This is a genomic window from Paraburkholderia panacisoli (assembly GCF_008369935.1).
Classification (GTDB): domain Bacteria; phylum Pseudomonadota; class Gammaproteobacteria; order Burkholderiales; family Burkholderiaceae; genus Paraburkholderia; species Paraburkholderia panacisoli.
The window spans coordinates 39,481-60,009 of record NZ_VTUZ01000042.1; the positions used below are offsets into that span (position 1 = coordinate 39,481).

At 65.2% G+C, this 20,529-nt stretch carries 17 protein-coding genes and 1 pseudogene; 15 read left to right on the forward strand and 3 right to left on the reverse strand.

All coding sequences use genetic code 11. The features are described from left to right. Positions 1-171: 171 nt before the first annotated feature. Complete coding sequence (locus tag FVF58_RS39410; RefSeq protein WP_149675074.1) at positions 172-948, forward strand: sulfite exporter TauE/SafE family protein; 777 nt, start codon at positions 172-174, stop codon at positions 946-948. 78 nt (positions 949-1,026) lie between these two features. On the opposite strand, the pseudogene FVF58_RS53445 reads toward FVF58_RS39410, so the two are convergent. The 3 genes and pseudogenes from FVF58_RS53445 to FVF58_RS39425 form a co-directional block, all read right to left on the reverse strand. Further along, positions 1,027-1,293, reverse strand: a pseudogene (locus FVF58_RS53445) (molybdopterin-dependent oxidoreductase); the annotation flags it as partial. Between the two features lie 147 nt (positions 1,294-1,440). Continuing rightward, positions 1,441-2,271 (reverse strand): anti-sigma factor family protein, encoded by an 831-nt coding sequence (locus FVF58_RS39420; RefSeq protein WP_246217400.1) that lies wholly within the window; start codon positions 2,269-2,271, stop codon positions 1,441-1,443. After that, positions 2,268-2,801: an RNA polymerase sigma factor gene (locus tag FVF58_RS39425; RefSeq protein ID WP_149675076.1), complete on the reverse strand. Its 534-nt coding sequence runs from the start codon at positions 2,799-2,801 to the stop codon at positions 2,268-2,270. The genes FVF58_RS39420 and FVF58_RS39425 overlap by 4 nt, the downstream gene beginning before the upstream one ends. A 278-nt stretch (positions 2,802-3,079) precedes the next feature. Between FVF58_RS39425 and FVF58_RS51865 the strand changes: the two genes are divergently transcribed. From FVF58_RS51865 to FVF58_RS39495, 14 genes are all read left to right on the forward strand, one after another. Beyond that, on the forward strand, positions 3,080-3,352 hold the full coding sequence (locus tag FVF58_RS51865; protein WP_188131078.1) for a hypothetical protein: 273 nt from the start codon (positions 3,080-3,082) through the stop codon (positions 3,350-3,352). Positions 3,353-3,463: 111 nt separating this feature from the next. Further along, the gene (locus FVF58_RS39435) at positions 3,464-4,033 is read left to right on the forward strand and encodes an Hcp family type VI secretion system effector (RefSeq protein ID WP_281291340.1); all 570 of its coding nucleotides are present in this window, start codon (positions 3,464-3,466) and stop codon (positions 4,031-4,033) included. 113 nt (positions 4,034-4,146) lie between these two features. Continuing rightward, positions 4,147-5,184, forward strand: coding sequence for a type VI secretion system protein TssA (gene tssA, locus FVF58_RS39440; protein WP_149675077.1), 1,038 nt, complete (start codon positions 4,147-4,149; stop codon positions 5,182-5,184). Between the two features lie 208 nt (positions 5,185-5,392). Beyond that, positions 5,393-5,953 carry a type VI secretion system contractile sheath small subunit gene (tssB, locus tag FVF58_RS39445; RefSeq protein WP_149675078.1) on the forward strand — a complete coding sequence of 187 codons (561 nt, stop codon included), beginning with the start codon at positions 5,393-5,395 and terminating at the stop codon, positions 5,951-5,953. 4 nt (positions 5,954-5,957) lie between these two features. Beyond that, positions 5,958-7,475, forward strand: a complete 1,518-nt coding sequence (gene tssC / locus FVF58_RS39450) for a type VI secretion system contractile sheath large subunit (RefSeq protein ID WP_246217401.1) — start codon at positions 5,958-5,960, stop codon at positions 7,473-7,475. A 44-nt stretch (positions 7,476-7,519) separates the two neighbouring features. Further along, entirely contained in the window at positions 7,520-8,095 is a 576-nt protein-coding gene (tssE, locus tag FVF58_RS39455; protein ID WP_149675079.1) for a type VI secretion system baseplate subunit TssE, read from the forward strand. After that, a complete protein-coding gene (gene tssF / locus FVF58_RS39460; RefSeq protein WP_149675080.1) occupies positions 8,092-9,978 on the forward strand; it encodes a type VI secretion system baseplate subunit TssF in 1,887 nt (628 codons plus the stop codon). Before tssE ends, tssF begins: the two co-directional genes overlap by 4 nt. Further along, on the forward strand, positions 9,963-11,033 hold the full coding sequence (gene tssG / locus FVF58_RS39465; RefSeq protein ID WP_149675081.1) for a type VI secretion system baseplate subunit TssG: 1,071 nt from the start codon (positions 9,963-9,965) through the stop codon (positions 11,031-11,033). Before tssF ends, tssG begins: the two co-directional genes overlap by 16 nt. After that, on the forward strand, positions 11,026-13,698 hold the full coding sequence (gene tssH / locus FVF58_RS39470) for a type VI secretion system ATPase TssH (protein ID WP_149675082.1): 2,673 nt from the start codon (positions 11,026-11,028) through the stop codon (positions 13,696-13,698). Before tssG ends, tssH begins: the two co-directional genes overlap by 8 nt. Before the next feature lie 22 nt (positions 13,699-13,720). Beyond that, entirely contained in the window at positions 13,721-14,110 is a 390-nt protein-coding gene (locus FVF58_RS39475) for a DUF4280 domain-containing protein (RefSeq protein WP_149675083.1), read from the forward strand. Position 14,111: 1 nt separating this feature from the next. Beyond that, positions 14,112-16,130 (forward strand): type VI secretion system Vgr family protein, encoded by a 2,019-nt coding sequence (locus FVF58_RS39480; protein WP_246217402.1) that lies wholly within the window; start codon positions 14,112-14,114, stop codon positions 16,128-16,130. A gap of 65 nt (positions 16,131-16,195) precedes the next feature. Beyond that, positions 16,196-17,617 (forward strand): type VI secretion system-associated FHA domain protein TagH, encoded by a 1,422-nt coding sequence (tagH, locus tag FVF58_RS39485; protein ID WP_149675084.1) that lies wholly within the window; start codon positions 16,196-16,198, stop codon positions 17,615-17,617. After that, positions 17,604-18,947 carry a type VI secretion system baseplate subunit TssK gene (tssK, locus tag FVF58_RS39490; RefSeq protein WP_149675085.1) on the forward strand — a complete coding sequence of 448 codons (1,344 nt, stop codon included), beginning with the start codon at positions 17,604-17,606 and terminating at the stop codon, positions 18,945-18,947. Before tagH ends, tssK begins: the two co-directional genes overlap by 14 nt. 37 nt (positions 18,948-18,984) lie before the next feature. Further along, positions 18,985-20,493, forward strand: coding sequence for a DotU family type VI secretion system protein (locus FVF58_RS39495; RefSeq protein WP_246217403.1), 1,509 nt, complete (start codon positions 18,985-18,987; stop codon positions 20,491-20,493). Positions 20,494-20,529 lie beyond the last annotated feature (36 nt).

The following is a 20,529-nucleotide window of genomic DNA, read 5'->3' on the forward strand; positions in this document are numbered from 1 at the left end:
GGTTTTGTCATTCGCGTCGGTAGTCATTGCTACTAACGCGCCCTCGAATCTGAGTTGCACCGCATGCGACCTGCCCGGTCGGTTGTGCCGGAGCTGGCGACTGCGTCTGGACGAGCCGCGGTTGAATAGTCGCCTCAAGGTTCGTAACGCGTCGGCACAGAAATTCACTAGATGCTTGGTACTTCCTTAATCAGCGACCCCTGGTTCTACGTTGCGAGCATACCGGCACTTCTGCTGACCAGCATCTCAAAGGGTAGTCTCGGGCTTGGCCTCGGCGTCGTGGCCGTGCCACTTATCGCACTGCACTTGCCAGTGCCCGTTGTGGTGACACTTCTTTTGCCCATCCTTTGCCTGACTGATCTGGTCACGCTCTGGCAATATCGCGGCGAATGGAGTTGGCCATTGCTGCGTATCGTGATCCCTGCCGCACTCGTTGGCACTGGACTCGGTGCACTGGCGATACACCATCTTTCGGAAGCATGGCTAAGACTCGGCGTCGGTGTGATCTCAATCGACTTTGCCCGGCGTCGCTGGTTGCAGTCGCGTGGCCCTGCACGGGAAGAGCGTCATCGTTTGCACCCGGCCTCGAGCATCTTCTGGGGCGCCACCTCTGGCTTCACAAGTTTCATGGCTAACGCGGGCGAACCGGCGCTGGCCATCTATCTGTTGCCGTATAAACTCACCAAGCGCTGCTTTGCCGGCACCACGGCGGCATTTTTCGCGGTCGTCAATCTGGCGAAACTGGTCAGCTTTTCCATGCTTGGGCTGTTCACCCGCACGACTTTACTCGCCAGCCTCGTTCTCACGCCTATTGCGGTGTTTGGGATCTGTGCAGGTGTTTGGCTGAACCGCCGGCTAAACGTCACGCATTTCTATAAATTTGCGTACATCATCCTGGTTGTAATCGGCGTTCGACTCGTTTACACAAGCCTCAAGGTCATTGTCTAGCGCAGTCCATGGGTGCTTTCGTGGCCTGGCTTCCAGTTCTGACGACCGTTTTCCCGGCAGCAGAGCGGCCGTGGGTGGACCGGGATATCCATTCGTCACACTGATCGCCACGATGTGCTTCGGAATCTTGTACCCGAGCGTGGTCAGCATGCGTAGCTTCATCGGGAAGCCGAACTCAGACGGCAGCACCCGGCCGTCGTAGGTCAGCGTGAGCCGCGCCTGCGTATGCAGGGCAGTGGGCATGTCGATGCTGGTCCAATAGCTGTCCGCGCAGTGCAGCGACACGTACTTCGCAGTGAGGTCCGCGCCCGAATGCTTCAGGAAACTGGAGAAGCGCACAACGCCCCTACCGACAAAATTGTCGTCGAGCCGTTAATCCAGAGATAAGCCGGAAGCGCACCCCTACGCTGACCGGATACCCCCAAGGCGGGGCGCCGCTATATATCCCGGGAGTACGTTGCCAATGTCCAAAACGCCGCTCAGATCGCCACCTCAACTGCTGACGGCGTCGTCGTCCGCTGCCTTGCTATAAAGGTTGGCCGTCTTGCCGGCCGCGATCCGTTCGGCCATCTGCTGCAGGTCCACGGAAGCGTCTTTCGCAAGCAGCACATAAGCCATCCGGTTCGCGCGCCAGGTCACCGTCTTCATATCGCCGACCTGTTGCGCGTGAATCGGCTCATCAGCGTTCGCGTCTTCAATCACGCAGAGCGCAACCGGACCGCCGCGTTCGGGTAGATAAACCATCTGGATCAGCGGTCGGTCGTGGTAGTCCAGTCGCTGCACGCGCTTGAACTTCAACCCCGCTTGACGCAGATCCGGCACGCGAACCGGCATGCCGTCGCGCTGCCGGATGTCGGCAAGTACCTGCTCGGTCGTGGCAGGGTCCTCCTTGATGCCGGCGACCGTCTCGCGTCCATATAGCACCTGATAGTCGGCCACGCTTTGCACCCAGGGCGAGACCTTCGAGTGGAACGGCGTCAGGGCGCCGAGGTATCCGGTCAACACGCCCGAGCAGATTGCGCCCGCGACGAATGCAGCCGCCAGCCATTGCATCGGCGCGCGCCGCCCATCGCGCCTGCTGCGCTGCGACGGCGTGCTGACACTGACCAGTTCGTCGATCCGGCGCTTCAGGCTCTCCGGCACGGGCGGCACCGGTTGACGCTCGTAGGCGGCGCGGTACGGTAAGACCGATGCACGCAACGCGGCCACCCGCGCGGACAGATCGTCCGAGTGGGCAATTGCCGCTTCGACTTCCGCGCGCTGTTCCGGCGGAAGCTCCCCGTCGACATACGACATCAGCAGCGAGTCATCGACGTTCATCATATTGATTCTCCCTTGCGAGCTGCAGACGACGATTGCACGCCAAATTGTTGGCCAATTGTCAGCCTTGCCCGCGACAGACGGCTCATGACCGTGCCGATCGGCACGTCGAGCACTTCCGCGGCCTCCCTGTAACTCAATCCTTCGATTGCCACCAGCACCATCACGACGCGCTGCGCGTCCGGCAGGGCCTCCACTGCGTTGATCACCTGGCGATGCATCAGGTCGATCTCCGGATTGTGCGCTGAGGGGTCGGCGAAGGCTTCGATCTCTTCGTCCTGCCAGTCCATACTGCCGCGCCCCCGGATCGAACGGGCCCGTAGCTCGTTCATCCACGTCGAGTGCACGATCGAAAACAGCCAGCTCAGCGTCGAAGTGCCGGGCTGCAGTTGACTGCGCCGCTCCAGCGCCCGGACGCAGGCGCGCTGGACGAGGTCCTCCGCGTCGTGCTGGTTCTGCGTCAGGCGCAGCGCGAAGCGCCACAACCGGGGCAGCAGCGTCGGCAGGACGGCCGGCAGATCATCGTCGTTCATCGGCGGCGCTCCTCTACATATCGCGCGTGTACCTACATAACAGTTGAGTCCGATCTTTATTCCAAGGTTTTTTTGGGTTTTTTTCGCGATTTTTCCGGAATAACCAGGTGAGCCCGGCTGTTTTCGGGTCACTAGATGCGCAGATGCACCGCTCGATAGCAACCATCTTTCATGGGATGGGAGTAAGCGCTGAAGCGCTAACTCCCATCGACATACAACATGCATGGGATGGGAGTAAGCGCTGAAGCGCTAACTCCCATCGACATAGGAGACAGACCATGGAAAACGTCCTTGACAAGGCCCGGGAAGCCGGCATGACGGTATTGCTCGATGCCTGCATCGGCCACCAGCGCTTTCATAGCGTAGTGGGGTCGGAAGGCACGCTCGAGCGTTTTGCCCGCTTGTGCGAGACCCCGCTGGCGGATCGCGAGACCCTTAGCGAATGGGCGGAACTGTGCGAAGGCGGCGCGGGCGCAGCGGTGGCGGCGGCAATCCGGAGCGCCATCGGTTCGCGTAGTCCAGGCAATGCGTCCACGCAGGGAGCGCAGTGAACGCAGGCAATGAAGTGAACGTAGTGAACGCATGATTGCAGGGTGAAGCAGGTTTTGGATTGAACAGCGATCCAGCCACAATGATTAGGTATCCGAATCAAAAAGCATCGCTTGCTGCGCGCCGCTTTTCTTTCGCGAACCCATGACACGATTTTTTCTGGTGCGACGAAGCGCACTCTTTTTTTGGAGACTGACATGGCCGTAGATATGTTCCTCAAACTGGGCGACATCAAAGGTGAATCGCAGGCAACCGACCACGTGGATGAGATGGAGCTGCTGAGCTGGTCGTGGGGCTGCGCGCAGACCGGCAGCACGCATAGCGGCACAGGGGGCGGCACGGGCTGCGTGCAGGTGCAGGATCTGACCATCTGCAAGTACGTCGACAAAAGCAGCCCGACGGTGATTCAGGCTTGCTGCGCGGGCACCCATATGCCCGAGGCGCTGCTGACGCTGCGCAAGGCGGGTGGCACCTCGCCGGTCGAGTACCTGAAGATCAAGCTCAACGAGGTGCTGGTAAGCAGCCATACGTTCGGTTCGAGCGGCGGCGACGAAGTGATGGAGACGATCACACTGAACTTTGCGCAATTCAACATGGAGTACCAGCCGCAGGACAACACCGGCGCGAAAAAAGGCGGCGCCGTCACCGGCAAGTGGCATATCCCGAAGAACGCCTCGGCTTGAACGCGTAGCACGCGGCCCGCCAATCCCGTACCTGAACCGAACCGGAACCGTGATTGCCCGCGCGCGCTTCGCTGCGCGCGGGCAGCCCACACCCCCAACGCATGGACATCGAGATGAATCAAGCTGACAGCGCCGCCTGGTTGACCGACTTGACGACCGACCTGCCGTGCGGCGAAGACGAGGAGTACAGCGCGGAGTTCCGGGCGCTCGAGCAGGCGGTGACCGGCAAGCCCGACGCGCAGTACGGCGACACGGTGATTCCGGCGACGCCGCCGGATTGGGCCGAAGCGCTGTCGCTCGCCAGCGCGCTGCTCGCCCGCAGCCGCGATTTGCGGGTAGCCGTGCACTACACGCGGGCGGCCTTGATGCGCGAGGGTTTCAGCGGGCTGGAGAGGGGGCTCGGGCTGATCGAGGGCTTGCTCGAAACGCGTTGGGACACGGTTCATCCGCAGCTCGATCCGAACGATCAGAACGATCCCACCGCGCGAGTCAACGCGATGTCGGGATTGATTGATGGCGCGGCGCTGCCGGCTGATTTGCGCGATGTGCCGTTTATCGTGCCGCGCGGCCAGCATGGCATCACGCTGCGCCATGTCGAGCTGGCCACGGGAGAGCAGCAGCAAGACGGCGCTGACGTGCCGAGTCAGGAAGCGATCGACGCGGCGTTTGCGCTGACCGGTCTGCCGCAAGTGGAGGCGGCGCTGGCCGCGGTGCGTGGGTCGCTTGCGTCGGTTTCGCGGATCGAAGCGTTGCTGACGGAACGCGTTGGACCTGCCCGCGCGCTCGACTTCACGCCGCTCGCCAGGGTGCTGGCGCGGATCGCTGAAGTCGTCACGGCGCACGTGCCGGCAAAAGACGTGCAGGGGGATGTTGCAGCGGACGAATACGCGGGCACCGCCGCCGCAATCACGGCATCAACCCCGGGGCACCCGGCAGCAGCATTTCGTAGCACCCAGATCGCCAGCGGACAGGACGTGATCGACGCGCTCGACAGGATCTGCACGTACTACGCGCAGCACGAACCGTCGAGCCCACTGCCGGTGTTGTTGCAACGGGCCCGGCGGCTGGTCGGCAAGAGTTTCATCGAAATCGTCGAAGACGTGGCACCGGACGGCGTCGGTCAATTCAGGCATCTGGGCGGCGTCGCGTGAAGATGCGCAGCGCCTTGAGCAGGCAGGTTTGAATTCACAGCAACCATCTTTCATGGGACCGGAGTAAGTGCTTTGCATGGGTCCGGAGTAAGTGCTGAAGCACTAACTCCGGCCGACAGCTAAAGCGCCAACTCCGGTCGACATACACCTTGCATGGGACCGGAGTAAGCGCTAAAGCGCTAACTCCGGTCGACACAGGAGAGCAATCGTGGCAAAGGAAAGCAGTCAGAAGTTCATCGCGCGCAATAGGGCGCCCCGTGTGCAGATCGAGTACGACGTCGAAGTCTACGGCTCGGAGAAGAAGGTCAACCTGCCGTTCGTCATGGGCGTGCTGGCGGACCTGTCCGGACAACCGGCCGAGCCGCTCGTCCCCGCCAGCGAGCGCAAGTTTCTGGAGATCGACGTCGACAACTTCGACGAGCGCCTGAAGTCGATCAAGCCGCGCGTCGCGGTGCAGGTGCCGAACACGCTGACCGGCGAAGGCAACGTGGCGGTCGACCTGACCTTCGAGAGCATGGACGACTTCGCGCCGGCCGCAATCGCCCGCAAAGTCGAGCCGCTGCGCCGTCTGCTCGAAGCCCGCACTCAACTTGCCAATCTGCTGACCTACATGGACGGCAAGAGCGGCGCTGAAGCGCTGATCGCGAAGCTGCTCGAAGAGCCCGCGCTGATGCAGGCCCTGTCCGCCACACCGCGAGCGCATGAGGCGCAGGCCGACGACGGCGGTCACGCTGGGCAAGACCCGCAAGCCCCTTCTTCCGGAGCATGACGCCATGAACGATCTCAGCACCCAGCGCGAGTTGGCGTCCGCCGCGAGCGACGCAGCCACAGCCGACGGCGCGGCCGGCCTCGACGACTTCTCGGCCTTGCTGCAAAAAGAATTCAAGCCGAAGTCCGAACGCGCCCGCGAAGCTGTCGAAAGCGCCGTCCGCACGCTGGCCGAGCAGGCTTTGCGCGACACCGGCGTGATCAGCGGCGACGCGCTCGCGACCATCGAAGCCTTGATCGCACAGATCGATCACACGCTCACGCAGCAGATCAATCTGATCCTGCATAGCGAGCCGTTCCAGAAGGTCGAGAGCGCCTGGCGCGGTCTGCACTACCTCGTCAACAACACCGAAACCGACGAGTCATTGAAGATCCGCGTGATGAACATGTCGAAGACGGAACTGCACAAGACGCTGAAGAAGTACAAGGGTGTCGCGTGGGATCAGAGTCCACTGTTCAAGAAGCTTTATGAAGAAGAGTATGGCCAGTTCGGCGGCGAGCCGTACGGCGCGCTGGTGGCGGACTATTACTTCGATCACGGCGGCCCGGACACGGATCTGCTGACGCAGATCAGCAAGATCGCCGCGGCCGCGCACGCGCCGTTCATCGCCGGTGCCGATCCGGCCGCGCTGCTGATGGATTCGTGGCAGGAACTGGCCAATCCGCGCGACCTCACCAAGATCTTCCAGACGCCCGAGCACGCCGCGTGGCGCTCGCTGCGCGAGTCGGAGGATTCGCGCTATATCGGCCTCGCGATGCCGCGTTTTCTGGCCCGCGCGCCCTACGGCGCGAAGACCGACCCGGTCGAGGAATTCGACTTCGAGGAAGACACGGCTGGCGCTGACAGCAGCAAATACGCGTGGGCCAACGCCGCGTATGCGATGGCGACCAACATCACCCGCTCGTTCAAGATGTTCGGCTGGTGTTCGCGGATTCGCGGCGTCGAATCGGGTGGCGCCGTCGAAGGTCTGCCGGTGCACGCCTTCCCGACCGATGACGGCGGCGTCGATATGAAATGCCCGACGGAAATCGCCATCAGCGACCGGCGCGAAGCGGAACTGGCCAAAAGCGGCTTCATGCCGCTCGTGCACAAGAAGAACTCGGATTTCGCGGCGTTCATCGGTGCGCAATCGCTGCACAAACCCGCTGAATACGAAGATCCGGCCGCGACCGCCAACGCCAATCTCGCCGCACGTCTGCCGTATCTTTTCGCGTGCTGCCGGTTTGCGCACTACCTGAAGTGCATCGTGCGCGACAAGCTGGGCTCGTTCAAGGAACGCGACGATATGCAGCGCTGGCTGCAGAACTGGATTCTGCAATACGTCGACGGCGATCCGACCCATTCGTCGGATGACACCAAGGCCCGCAAGCCGCTCGCGGATGCTCAGGTGGTGGTCGAGGAAGTGGAGGGCAATCCGGGCTACTACACGTCGAAGTTCTTCCTGCGTCCGCACTACCAGCTCGAAGGCCTGACCGTGTCGTTGCGCCTCGTCTCCAGGCTGCCGACGGCTGCCGCCGCCTGAGTTCCACGGGCCTGCGGGCCCGCTATCGCCACGGAGCGTTTCCGATGACCGAACTGACCGCGCGTGACCGCCTGCAGCCTTCGCTGCTCGACCGGCTCACCGATTTCGAACCCGATGTGCGGCACGAGCCGCGCGAGCGCCGCGTATTGTCGCAACGGGCGTTGCGCGATAGCGTCCAGCGCGATATCGGCTGGCTGCTGAATGCGAGCGGACTGGATGGGGTGCAGGAGGTCGCGGCTTATCCGCATGTCGCCACCTCGGTGCTCAACTATGGTTTGCCGGACCTCGCGGGGCGGCATGTCGCGGGGCTCACCACGGCGGCGCTGGAGCGGCGTATCCGCGATGCGTTGTGGGCCTTCGAGCCGCGCCTCATCCGCGAGACCGTGCGTGTCGCCGCGCTGGAGGACATGCAGGGCGCCCGCCACGAGCACGTGCTGCGTTTCGAGATCGAGGCCGATATGTGGTCGCAGCCGTATCCCGAGCGCCTGTATCTGCGTACTGAACTGGATCTCGAAGCAGGCGAGGTGCGGATTCTCGACTCCGCTGCCGCCGTGCCTGCGTCTGTTCCTGCGCCTGCGCCGGCCAGCGGCGCTGCAGTGCGTACCGGGCAGCCGTCATGAATCCGTCCCTGCTCAAGTACTACAGCCAGGAACTGCAGCATCTGCGCGAAATGGGCGGAGAGTTCGCCGCTGCGTTTCCGAAGATCGCGGGGCGGCTAGGGCTCGATGGCATCGACTGCGCCGATCCTTACGTGGAGCGTCTGCTCGAAGGCTTCAGCTTTCTCGCCGCGCGTGTGCACATGAAGCTCGATGCCGAGTTTCCGCGCTTCACGCAGCATCTGACCGAGCTGACGTATCCGCATTATCTGGCGCCTACGCCGTCGATGGCGGTGGTGCAATTGCAGGCGGATCACACCAATCCGCAGCTCGCGTCAGCGGCGGATGGCGTGGCGGTGCCGCGTCATACCGTACTGCGCAGCCTGCTCGACAAAGCGGGGTCGACCCGCTGCGAGTACCGGACCGGACATGCCGTGACGCTGTGGCCGATCGAGATCACCCAGGCGAAGTTCTTCACCCACACCGGTTCGTCGAGCACGAGCGGCGTGCCGCTGCCCGCCGGCGTCAAAGCTGGACTGCGGCTGCGTTTGCGTGCGACGGGTACGTTGCCGTTCGAGCGGATGAACCTGGACAGCGTGGCGATCTACCTGCGCGGCGCCGACGCGCTGCCTGCGCGGATCCACGAGTGTCTGCTCGCCGGATGCGTCGGCGTTGCGGTGGTGCCCGGCGCGTCCGGAGCGGTTCCCGCTGCGCTGCTGCCGAAAAGCGCATTGCAGCCGCTCGGTTTTGGCGAAAGCGAAGCATTGCTGCCCGTCGCCAAGCGGTCATTCGACGGCTACCGCCTGCTGCAGGAGTATTTCGCGTTCGCGCCGCGCTTCCTGTTCGTGCGGATCGAGGGACTGCGCGACGCACTGCGCGCCTGCGCCGGACGCGAGGTCGAACTGGTCGTGCTGCTCGATCGCGAGGATCCGCTGCTCGAACGCTCGGTCGACGCGTCGCACTTTGCGTTGCATTGCACGCCGGCCATCAACCTGTTTCTGCGCCGCACCGACCGTATCGCACTGAGCGACACGGCGTTCGAATATCACGTGGTCGTGGACCGCACCCGGCCGATGGACTACGAGATCCACCAGATCGACGCGGTCACCGGCTACCGCGCCGGCGCGCTGGCCGAGCAGCCGTTCCGGCCGTTCTACTGCGCGAAGGATCTCGATGCGCAGCAACAGGGCGGCGCGTTTTACCAGATGCGGCGCGAAGCACGCCGCCCTTCGGTACGGCAGCAGCAACAGGGTGCTCGCAGCAGCTATCTGGGCAGCGAAACGTTCGTGGCGCTGGTCGACGCCGCCAGCGCGCCGCTGCACGGTGACCTGCGCCAGCTAGGCGTGAGCGCATGGTGCACCAACCGGGATCTGCCGCTGTCGATGCCGGTCGGCGTCGGCTCGACCGATTTCACCGTCGACGCCGAAGTGCCGGTCGCGGCGGTGCGCTGCGTGGCGGGTCCGAGCCGGCCGCTGCCGTCGTTCGCCGAAGGGCCGGCGGCGTGGCGTCTATTGAACCATCTGTCGCTGAACTACGCGTCGCTGCTCGACAGCGATCCGCAGCAGGGCGCGCACGCGTTGCGCGAATTGCTCGCGCTGTACTGCCCGGCGGGCGACAGCCCCACGCAGCGTCAGATCGACGGTCTGCGTTCGATCGACTCCACGCCGGTCGTGCGGCGTCTGCCGTCGCCGGGGCCGATCGTGTTCGGGCGCGGGCTGCAAATCACGCTGCAGTTCGACGATGCCGCGTTCGAAGGCGCCAGTGCCTTTCTGCTTGGCGCCGTGCTAGCGCAGTTTTTTGCGCAATACGTATCGATCAATTCGTTTGCCGAGACCGTTGCGTCGACCTCGACGCGCGGCGAGATCATGCGCTGGCCAGCGAGGGCAGGACGATGCGCGACGCTCTAGAACTAGACCGCCAGTTGCAGCAAGACGCGCGTCACTTCGACTTTTTCCAGGCGCTGCGGCTGATCGACTGCGCGCATCCACAGCGCCCGCGTCTGGGTACGTCGCCCAGCGCACGCGACGACGCCGTGCGCGTTGCGCAGGATGCCGAACTGATTTTCCATCCGAGCACGCTGAGCGGCTATACGCCAGGTGTGGACGGCAGGCCTGGACGCCTGGCGGTGAATTTCCTCGGACTGCTCGGCCCGAACGGCCCGCTGCCCACGCATTTGACCGCGTATGTGCGCGAGCGTGAGCGCCATGCGAACGACAGAACGCTCGCGCGCTTTCTCGACATGTTCCATCACCGGATGCTGACGCTGTTCTACCGCGCGTGGGCAGCGGCGCAGCCGGTCGTGAGCGCAGACCGCGCGGACGAGGACCGCTTCTCGGCGTATGTCGGCAGCCTGTTCGGGCTGGGTACTCCGGCGCTGCGCGAGCGCGACACGGTGCCCGATCACGCGAAGCTGCATTTTGCGGGCTTGCTGGCGGCGCCGACGCGGCATGCGGGCGGGCTGCGGCTGATCCTCGAGCAGTTCTTCGGCGTGCCGGTCGAGCTCGAGTCGTGGAGCGGTCACTGGCTGAGCTTGCCGGCCGATCAGCACACCCGGCTGGGCGGCGCGCGGCTCGGCGTGTCGAGCGTCGTCGGCACCCAGGTCTGGGACTGTCAGCACAAGTTCCGGATCGTGATCGGGCCGCTCGGCTACGAAGGCTTTCAACGCTTTTTGCCTGGCGGCGCCAGTCTGCGCAAGCTGGTGGATTGGGTGCGCAACTATCTGCGCGATCCGCTCGACTGGGACGTCACGCTGCATCTGCGACGTGACGAGGTGCCCGCACTGCGGCTGTGCGGCGACATGGCCGCTTCGTCTGAAGCATCTGTACCCGGCAACTGCGGCGCGCGGCTTGGCTGGACCACGTGGCTGTCGAGCGGCGCACCTGTCCATGACAAACATCGGGTCGTGATCGCGCCGAACGCGCCTACCCACACGCCTCGTCAACCGGAGACTCTTCATGGCTGAGATCAGTCGGGTCGCGCTGTTCAGCAAACTCAATCCGCTGGCATACCGTGCAATCGAAAGTGGCACTGTATTCTGCAAGCTGCGCGGCAATCCCTATGTCGAGCTCGTACACTGGCTACATCAGATTCTGCTTGCTCAGGACTCCGACCTGCAGCGCGTCATCACGCACTTCGAGCTCGATCAAGGTGCGCTGGCTCGCGATATCGCGCTCGCGCTGGATCGCTTGCCGCGTGGTTCGACGTCGATCTCGGATATCTCCGCGCAGGTGGATGAAGCCGTCGAGCGGGGCTGGGTATTCGGCTCGCTGATGTTCGGCTCGACCCAGGTTCGTACCGGGCATTTGCTGGTCGGTATGTTGCGCACATCGAATCTGCGCAACGCCTTGTTCGCGATCTCGCGTCAGGTCGAAAAAATCAGGCTCGACACGCTGACGGAACGCTTTGCCGTGCTGCTCGACGGATCGCCGGAAGCGGGGATGGCGGCAACGGCGCCGGGTGTCGGCACGCGTCATGACGGCGCCGCCACAACGGCGGAAGGTTCAGGCAGCGGCGCCTTGCCCGCCGCCGCGCTCGGCCGCCAGGAAGCGCTGCGCCGTTACACCGTCGACCTGACCGAACAGGCGCGCAGTGGCAAGCTGGACCCGGTCGTGGGCCGCGACGACGAGATCCGCCAGGTGATCGACATCCTGATGCGCCGGCGGCAGAACAACCCGATCCTGACAGGGGAAGCGGGGGTTGGCAAAACCGCCGTCGTCGAAGGTTTCGCGCAGCGCATCGTCGCGGGCGACGTGCCGCCCGCGCTGCGCGACGCGATGGTCTGCACGCTCGATGTCGGCTTGCTGCAAGCCGGCGCCAGCATGAAGGGCGAGTTCGAAAACCGCCTGCGCCAGGTGATCGAAGAAGTACAGGCGTCGGCGCGGCCGGTGATCCTGTTCATCGATGAAGCGCACACGCTGGTCGGCGCGGGCGGCGCGGCGGGCACCGGCGATGCGGCCAACCTGTTGAAGCCTGCGCTCGCGCGCGGCACGCTGCGCACGATTGCTGCGACGACGTGGAGCGAATACAAGAAGCACATCGAGAAAGACCCCGCGCTGACGCGGCGCTTCCAGGTCGTGCAGGTGCCGGAGCCGTCCGAGGAATGCGCGATCCGGATGATGCGCGGCATCGTACGCCAGATGCAACAGCATCACGGCGTGCTGGTCCTCGACGAAGCGCTGGAAGCGGCGGTCACGCTGTCGCACCGCTATATTCCAGCCCGCCAGTTGCCCGACAAGGCAGTGAGTCTGCTCGATACCGCTTGCGCGCGAGTCGCTGTGAGCCAGCACGCGGTGCCACCGGCGGTCGAGGACGCGCGCCGCCGCATCGACGCGTGGCAGACCGAGGCCGGGATCATCGCGCGTGAGAGCGCACTCGGCATGGACACCGCCGGACGTGCCGCGGATATCGCCGCGAAGCTCGATGCCGAGCGCACACGCCTCGCGCAGCTGATCGCGAATTGGGAAGGCGAGCGCGAACTGGTCACACGCATCCTCGCGTTGCGGTGCGAACTCGAAGAAGATGCCAGCACGGATACCGCCGGCGATCACCGCGTCGCCGAACTGCAGGCTCTGCAACGCGAACTCGCACGGCGCCAGGGCGATCAGCCCTTAATTCTGCCCGGCGTGGACCGGCATGCAGTGGCCGCCGTGGTGCAGGACTGGACGGGTATCCCGGTCGGCCGCATGGTGCGCGACGACCTCGCGAATGTGCTGAAGCTGGCGGATACGCTCAATCAGCGGATCGTCGGCCAGGCGCACGCAATGGAGATGATCGCGCGGCGCGTGCAAACCTCGCGTGCCGGTCTCGACAATCCGCACAAACCGATCGGCGTGTTCATGCTGGCCGGCACCTCGGGGGTTGGCAAGACGGAGACCGCGCTCGCACTCGCGGAAGCGCTGTATGGCGGCGAGCAGAACGTCATTACCGTCAACATGAGCGAGTACCAGGAAGCGCATACCGTGTCCTCGCTCAAGGGCGCGCCGCCGGGATATGTCGGCTATGGCGAAGGCGGCGTGTTGACCGAAGCGGTGCGGCGCCGTCCGTATAGCGTGGTGTTGCTCGACGAGTTCGAGAAGGCCCATCCCGATGTCCATGAGCTGTTTTTCCAGGTGTTCGACAAGGGCCGCATGGAAGACGGCGAGGGCAGGCAGATCGATTTCCGCAACACGCTGATCCTGCTGACCACCAATGTCGGTACTGAACTGATTACCCGACTGTGCGGCAACCCGGACAGCACGCCGAGCCCGGAGCAGATCGCACGCGCACTGCGCGCGCCGCTCGTCGAGGTGTTCCCGCCGGCGTTGCTGGGGCGCGTCGCCGTGATTCCGTATTACCCGCTCGACGACGCGATGCTCGACGCCATCATCCGGCTGCAACTCTCGCGCATCGAACGACGCATTGTCGAACAGCACGGTGTGTCCTTCAACTACGACGACGCGATGGTCCGGCAGATCGCCGCGCGCTGCACCGAGTTCGAGAGCGGTGGACGAATGATCGACGCGATTCTCACGAACACGCTTTTGCCGCGCATCAGCGCCGAATTCCTGACGCGGCTGATCGACGGGCGGACGGTCGCGAAGGTCGAGGTTGGTGCGAGCGACGGCGAATTCACCTACGCGTTTGATTGAACGAGAGCCAAAGGAGAACCTCATGCCACAACAGGTCACCATGGGCGCGATGCTGCAATGTTCGTTCGGCGTCGCGCCGTCGACACTGGTCGTGCTGCCGCTTAACCGCGTGCTGTGCGAAGGACCGCCGGCGGCCAACATCATGGACCACATCCCGCTCGTCAACATCATGCCGTTCGGCATGTGCAGTTCGCCGGCCAACCCCGAGGTGGCTGCGGCGACCGCCGCCGCGCTCGGTGTGCCTACGCCGATGCCCTGCGTGCCGGCAACCGTCACGCCGTGGGCGCCCGGTGCGGTGAACGTGCTGCTCGGCAATCAGCCGTCGCTCGACAACGTGTCCACCTGCAGCTGCATGTGGGGCGGCGCGGTCACGATCGTCGATCCCGCCACAGTCAAAACGCAGGTGCCCTGAAATGGAAACCGTGATGATGCTGACCGACGCCAACCGTGCGATCCGGCTCAAATGCGCGCTTCAAGCCGATGGACTCGTGCTGTTCCGGATGCGCGGCCACGAAGAACTAGGGCGTCTCGCACAGTGGGACCTCGAACTGCTTGCCGAGCGCTCGGATCTGGCGGTCGCGCCGATGCTGGGCAGCGACCTGTCCGTCAGCCTCGAACTGCCGGGCGGGGGCGAGCGCGAATTCAACGGCATCGTCACCGCTTTCGAACTGGTGCGGCCGGCGAGCGCCAATCCGAACCGGCCGGCCGCTTATCGCGCCACGGTGCGGCCGCGTCTGTGGCTGCTGACGCGCGCATCGCACTGGCGCTTTTTCTACGAGATGACGGTGCCTGCGATCGTGAGCCAGGTGCTGTCCGGTTACCAGATCGACTTCGACAACCGCTGCACGGCGAGCTATACGAGCCGCGAGCATTGCGCGCAGTACCGCGAGAGCGACTTCGATTTTGTCAGCCGTCTGCTTGAGCACGAAGGCATCTACTACTACTTCGAGCATCACGGCGGCAAGCACAAGCTGATCCTCGCCGATTCGCCGCAGGTGCATACGGCGACACCGCATTACTCGCAGATTCCGTATCGCGCACAGCTTGCTGCGCCATCTGAATTCGAATGCATCTATGCATGGTCGTGTGGCGGCGAGGTGCAGGCCGGCATCAACGAGGTCAACGACTACGATTTCGAAAAGCCGGTGCAAAGCGCCCAACAGGGCTTGCTGAGCCGCGCGCTGCGCACGCAGCCGCTCGATCCGGTGCTCTACGCGATGCAGGAACACGGCGTCGGCTATACGCAGCATGCCGATGCCGACCGCTACGCGCAGGCGCACGTCCAGGCGCATCAGGCCGCGAACGAGCGCTTGAGCGGCCGCACCACCGCGCGCGGCATCTGGCCCGGCGGTTTGTTTACGCTCAGTGGGCATCCGCGTGGCGACCAGAACGGCGAGTACCTGGTCGTGTCGGCCCGGTACGAACTGCAAGTGGACACGTACCTGTCCGCGCGAGAAACCGGTGCGCCGCGCTTCGTGTTCGACAGTTCGTTCACGGCGCTGCGTCGCGACAGCGCGTTTCGCACTGCCAGGATGACGCCCCGTCCGCGCGTGTGTGGCCCGCAGACGGCCGTGGTGGTGGGTCCGAGCGGTGAGGAAATCCATACCGACAAGTACGGCCGCATCAAGGTGCAATTCCACTGGGAGCAGTTTGCGCCACCCGCGGGCGATCAGGCGTTGCAGCGCTGCTGGGTGCGGGTCGCCCAGGCGTGGGCGGGGCAGCAGTGGGGCGCGTTTTTCTTGCCGCGTATCGGCCAGGAAGTGCTGGTGGAGTTTATCGAGGGCGATCCGGATCGGCCCATCGTCACGGGCAGCGTCTATAACGCTGCGCAAATGCCGCCCTATGCGCTGCCCGAGCATGCCGCACGCGCGACCTTCAGGAGCAACTCCACGAAGGGCGGCGACGGCTTCAACGAAATGCGCTTCGACGACAGTAAAGGAAACGAACAACTGTTCTTCCATGCGGAGCGCAACCTCGATACGTATGTGAAGCACGACGCGCTGTACTGGATTGGCCACCAGCGGCATGTGATCGTCAAAGGCGATGATCTGGCGCAGTGCAGCGGCAATCGCAGCGATGCGCTCACCGGCAATCACAACGGGAAGATCGACGGCAAGCTGTCTCTGGACGTGGGGCAGGACACCCAGCACAAGTCCGGCATGAACCTCGCGCTCAGTGCGGGCGAAAACGTCGACATCAAGGGCGGCATGAACGTCACGATCGAAGCGGGGATGATGCTCACGCTCAAGGCCGGCGGCAACACGATCGTGCTCGGTCCTGAAGGGATCGCCATCAGCGGCGCGGGGCCGGTGACGATCGATGGACCGATGGTGCAGATCAACTGCGGCGGCGGTGGCGGCGGTGCGGGGGCGCAGAGCGCCTCGCCCGATGCGCCGACCGACCCGCAACTCGCTGACGACGGTTCGCGATGAACACGCTCGCACACCCCTTCGCGCCTCACGCAGACGCACACGACAACGCGTGGCCTGGATCGCGCATGACGCTCGAAGTCAGATCGTACCAGGGCGCGCTACCTGCGACGCCGCTTGCCCACTGCTTCGATGCGGCGGGGGGCGCCATCGGCCGGGGGCCCGATAACGCGATGGTCCTGCCGGACGCGCTAAAAACCGTGTCGCGTGTGCAAGCGCGGCTCGATTGCGCGGACGGTGCATGGTGGCTGACCGATCTCGGCAGCAACCCGAGCCGGCTGAATGGCCGGCCGGTGACGGCTGACGCGCGCACGCAGCTCGCCGATCGGGACCGGCTGGAGATCGGCGCCTATGTGCTCGACGTGACGATCGAAGCGCTGGCCGTCGCGCCGGCAAGCAATGCGAGCCACGACGCAGAAGGTGTGTTTGGTCTGACTGACCCGGATCACGCCGCGGATCTGCTGGGCGGCGTGCCGCCGTTCGCAACCGATGCGCTGCTGGGCGATCCACTCGCGCATGCGGCCGTCCTGGCGGGCGCGCGCTTGCCCGGCGCGCCGTTCGATCCGCTGGGCGCGCCGCTGCGGCAGTCCATGCGGGCCGCGGATGGCCGCGTTGCATTCGCCGGGTCGGAGCACGATCACGTGTCGCCGGAGCAATTCGCTTTTGTGCCGCCGGAAATGGCGCATGGGGTTCAGCCGGCGATGAGCATTCCTGACGACTATGATCCATTGAGCGATGCGGCGCTCGGGCGGCATGCGCGTAGCCACGGCGAAGGTGGCGCCGATGCTGTCGTGCCGCGAACAGTCGCTTCGACAGTCGTGGCGCAATCCGCTGCGTCTGCCTCGTCCGATCTCACCCTCGCGGCGCTGCTCGACGGCCTCGGCCTCGACCGGTCCGCCGTGCGCGAGCGCAGTGGTGCCGATCTGGCTCGTCTGGCGGGCCGCATGCTGCGCACGGCAGTCAGCGGCGCTGTGAACGTCCTAATGTCGCGTTCGGTGCTCAAGCGCGAAGTGCGTCTGGACACCACCTTGCTTTTGCAGCGTGACAACAACCCGCTGAAGTTCTTCCCCGACGGCGACAGCGCGTTGCAGCAGATGCTGAGCGGCCGCGGCAGCGGCTACCTGCCCGCGGAAGCGGCGCTGCAACGCGCGTTCGACGACATCCGCGGACACGAACTGGCGGTGCTCGCCGGCATGCGGGCCGCGTTGCAGCACGTGCTGGGCCGTTTCGATCCGCACGCGCTGAGCGCCGCGTCCGACGCGCAAGACGCGCGCGGCTGGCTCGGCAAACTGCCTGGACGCCGCAAAGCCCAACTGTGGGACCAGTTCACCGCGCTCTACAGCGAGCTTGCGCGCGCGAGCGACGACGACCTGCAGGCGCTGTGCGGCAGCGCCTTCAACGATGCCTACGAACGGCAAGCCGGCCTGTTGCGCGATGGCCTGCCGCTGACCTCTACTCATTCGCAGCGAGACGACAATGTCCATGAATAACAAGGTGATCTGGTCCGAAGGCATGCTGTTGCAGCCGCAGCACCTGCAGCAGCACGACCGCTATCTGCACGCGTTGATCGACACGCGTTGTGCCGCGCTGCGCCCGTACGCCTTTGGCTTCTCGTCGCTCTCCATCGACACCGAGCAACTCAAGCTCGGCCGGATCGCGTTGACCGAGTGTTCCGGCGTGCTGCCGGACGGCACGCCGTTTCGCCTGCCCGCGGATGACGAACTGCCGCTGCCGCTCGCCGTGCCGGAAGGCGCGCGCAATCTGAAGGTGGTACTGGCGTTGCCGGTGTCGCGGCCGGGTGTGCCGGAGGCCGCGTATGCCGGCAGCGGCGACGCGCACGACAGTTTCGCGCGGCACCGGATCGCCGAAACGGAAGTGCGTGACAGCAACGACGGCGCCACTGGCGCCGCCTTGATGCAGGTCGGCAACCTGCGCCTGCGGCTCGCGTTCGAAGCGGACGTCGCCCATGCCTATGCATCGCTGGGCGTGGTGCATGTGGTCGAACGGCGCGCCGATAACCGCGTCGTTCTCGATCCCGGCTACGCGCCGCCGTGCGTCGACTATCGCGTCACGCGCCGGCTGGCGTCGTTCGTCGACGAATTGCTGGGCCTGCTGCATCAGCGCGCCGATGCGCTTGCCGCGCGCCTCGCCCAGCCGGCGTTGACGGGCGCAGCCGAAATCGCCGACTTCCTGCTGTTGCAGGCGCTGAACCGCGCCGAGCCGCTGTTCGCCGCGTTGGCGACGAGCACCGGCTTGCATCCGCACGACCTGCATCACCATGCGCTGCAACTGGCCGGCGAGCTCGCGACCTTCTGCCAGCCAGGCAAGCGACCGGAAGCATTTCCGGTCTATCGCCACGAGCGGCTCGACGAGACCTTTACGCCACTGATCGATGCATTGCGTAACGCGCTGAGCGCGGTCATGGACCCGCATGCGGTGCCGATTCCGCTCGAGGAACGCAAGTACGGTTTGCGGGTTGCCGTGGTGCCCGACACCGACCTGTTCCGGTCAGCGAGCTTCGTGCTCGCCGTGAAGGCCGACCTCGCGCCGGCGGCGCTGCTGAACGGTTTTCCGCCGCAAGCCAAGCTGGGCCCGGTCGAGCGGATTCGCGATCTGGTGAATCTGCAATTGCCGGGCATCGGACTGCGCGCATTGCCGGTCGCGCCGCGCCAGTTGCCGTTCCACGCGGGGTTCACCTACTTCCAACTCGAACGCGGCAGCGAGTTGTGGAAGCAGTTTTCGACCTCTGCCGGCGTGGCGCTGCACGTTGCCGGCGACTTCCCGGGACTCGCGCTCGAGTTCTGGGCCATCCGTCCGTGAGCGGGCGTGACGCCAGCCCTCGCATAAGGAACCGATCGTGAATACGCCGTCTCCATGGCCGCTTGACGCCAACTCCGACGAAACCATCCTGATTCCGCAGCCCGGCGGACGGCGCGGGGCTGCCATGGGCTCACCCTTTGCGACGCCGTCCGCTGTGCCCGCCGATGCGGCGGCGCTGCGCGCCGCGCCGTCCGTCGCCGCGCAGGCAGAGCGCACGCCGCAACAGACACCAGGCGGTGCACCGCTGCAATCGCCAAACGCCGCACGACCGCACATGGGTCAGGCCGCGCCCGCGCCTGCACCGACGGTGGCCACCGCGCAGCCGAGCGGACCTCGCGCCGCGGCGCCCGCTGCCGCCCGCCGCGCGCCGCTCATCGCAACGGCCAGCGGCTTGAACCCGCTGGTGCGCGCGGCCAATCCGCTGCTCGACCTCGCATTGCCGCTGCGCACCCTGCCTGCCTGTGCCGATGTCGAAGGGCTGCGCGCGCAACTGCTGCAGATGGTGAAGCTTTTCGAAGCCGAGGCGCGCGCGAGCGGCTTCGACACCGAACGGCTCGCCGCAGCGCGCTATTGCCTGTGCACCTGCATCGACGAAGCCATCTCGGGCACGCCGTGGGGCAGCGGCATGTGGGCGAGCCGCAGCCTGCTGGTGATCTTTCATAACGAAGCATCCGGCGGCGAGCGCTTCTTTCTGATCCTGCAACGGCTCGCGCAGGACCCGGCGCGCAACGTGGATGTGCTCGAACTGATCTACGTGATGCTGTCGTTGGGCTTCGAGGGCCGCTACCGGCTGATCGAGGGCGGACGGGCGCAGCTCGAATCGGTGCGCGAGCGTCTCGCGCAGATCATCCGGGTGCAGCGCGGTTCGTTCGAAGCGGAGCTGTCGGTGCAATGGCAGCCGGTGCAGCGTGCGCGCCGGTCGCTGACCCAACGGGTGCCGCTGTGGGTCGCGGCCGCGTTGGCCGGCGTGGCGCTGGTCGTGACGCATATCGCACTCGGCGTGAGTCTGAATCGCGCGTCGGACCAGGTCTTCGACGCGTTGAATGGCATCCGCGTGAGCGCGCAGCCTCTGATGCCTGCCGTCGCTGCCGCGCAGCCGGCCGCGACAGCGAAGCTCGCGACCTTTCTCGCGCCGGAGATCGCACAGGGACTCGTCAGTGTGCGCGACAGCGCCGACCGCTCGGTGGTCACCATCAACGGCGATGGTCTGTTCGCGTCGGGCAGCGCGGCGCTTGAAGCGGCCTACCAGCCGCTGATGACGCGCATTGCGCAAGCGCTGCAGGCGGTGCCCGGCAAAGTCGTCGTCACCGGCCACACCGACAACCAGCCGCCGTTGTCGGCACGCTTCCCGTCGAACTGGGCTCTGTCGCAGGCGCGCGCCGACAGTGTGCGGACTTTGCTTGCCGCCACCATCGGCACGCCGGAGCGTTTCAGCGCGGAAGGGCGCGGCGATGCTGAGCCGCTTGCGCCCAATGACACCGCTGCGGGCCGCGCGAAGAACCGGCGCGTCGAGATCACCTTGCTGGCACCGGGAGCGTCGTCATGACGCGCCGCTGCACTTCCATTACCTGTGCGGGAGTCG

Bases quoted from the DNA above. Each gene is read 5' to 3' on its own strand.
- FVF58_RS39410 (WP_149675074.1), top strand. From the start codon at position 172: ATGCTTGGTACTTCCTTAATCAGCGACCCCTGGTTCTACGTTGCGAGC.
- FVF58_RS39420 (WP_246217400.1), bottom strand. From the start codon at position 2,271: ATGATGAACGTCGATGACTCGCTGCTGATGTCGTATGTCGACGGGGAG.
- FVF58_RS39425 (WP_149675076.1), bottom strand. From the start codon at position 2,801: ATGAACGACGATGATCTGCCGGCCGTCCTGCCGACGCTGCTGCCCCGG.
- FVF58_RS51865 (WP_188131078.1), top strand. From the start codon at position 3,080: ATGGAAAACGTCCTTGACAAGGCCCGGGAAGCCGGCATGACGGTATTG.
- tssA (WP_149675077.1), top strand. From the start codon at position 4,147: ATGAATCAAGCTGACAGCGCCGCCTGGTTGACCGACTTGACGACCGAC.
- tssC (WP_246217401.1), top strand. From the start codon at position 5,958: ATGAACGATCTCAGCACCCAGCGCGAGTTGGCGTCCGCCGCGAGCGAC.
- tssE (WP_149675079.1), top strand. From the start codon at position 7,520: ATGACCGAACTGACCGCGCGTGACCGCCTGCAGCCTTCGCTGCTCGAC.
- tssF (WP_149675080.1), top strand. From the start codon at position 8,092: ATGAATCCGTCCCTGCTCAAGTACTACAGCCAGGAACTGCAGCATCTG.
- tssG (WP_149675081.1), top strand. From the start codon at position 9,963: ATGCGCGACGCTCTAGAACTAGACCGCCAGTTGCAGCAAGACGCGCGT.
- tssH (WP_149675082.1), top strand. From the start codon at position 11,026: ATGGCTGAGATCAGTCGGGTCGCGCTGTTCAGCAAACTCAATCCGCTG.
- FVF58_RS39475 (WP_149675083.1), top strand. From the start codon at position 13,721: ATGCCACAACAGGTCACCATGGGCGCGATGCTGCAATGTTCGTTCGGC.
- FVF58_RS39480 (WP_246217402.1), top strand. From the start codon at position 14,112: ATGGAAACCGTGATGATGCTGACCGACGCCAACCGTGCGATCCGGCTC.
- tagH (WP_149675084.1), top strand. From the start codon at position 16,196: ATGACGCTCGAAGTCAGATCGTACCAGGGCGCGCTACCTGCGACGCCG.
- tssK (WP_149675085.1), top strand. From the start codon at position 17,604: ATGTCCATGAATAACAAGGTGATCTGGTCCGAAGGCATGCTGTTGCAG.